This window comes from Microbacterium sp. GbtcB4 (assembly GCF_019091465.1).
Taxonomy (GTDB): domain Bacteria; phylum Actinomycetota; class Actinomycetes; order Actinomycetales; family Microbacteriaceae; genus Microbacterium; species Microbacterium paraoxydans.
On sequence record NZ_JAGXJJ010000038.1, the window covers coordinates 1 to 328 of the forward strand.

Genomic DNA, 328 nt, shown 5'->3' on the forward strand with positions numbered 1-328 from the left:
GGCCGCGCCGACCACGGCGAGGGGCAGCGCGATCCGCAGACCCGCGAACACGTAGGGCATGCTGCCGGGGAACCGCAGCTCGCGGAAGATCTCCCACCGCGAGGCGTGCAGCGTCGTGAACACGTCGAGCGCCTTCTGGTCCACGTCGCGGAGGCCGGCGAGCGAGTTCACGAGCATCGGGAAGAACACCACGAGGCCGGTGACGATGAACTTCGGCACCATGCCGAACCCGAAGGCGACGACGAGCGCCGGGGCGATCGCGACGATCGGCGTCACCATCACGATGATGACCAGCGGCATGACGGCCCGCCCGATGATCTGGAACTCG

General features: G+C 68.6%; 1 protein-coding gene. It reads right to left on the reverse strand.

All coding sequences use genetic code 11. The features are described 5' to 3' along the window. Nucleotides 1-328 (reverse strand): ABC transporter permease subunit (locus KVS71_RS17180; RefSeq protein ID WP_217585122.1); only part of this gene is annotated, 328 nt, incomplete at both ends.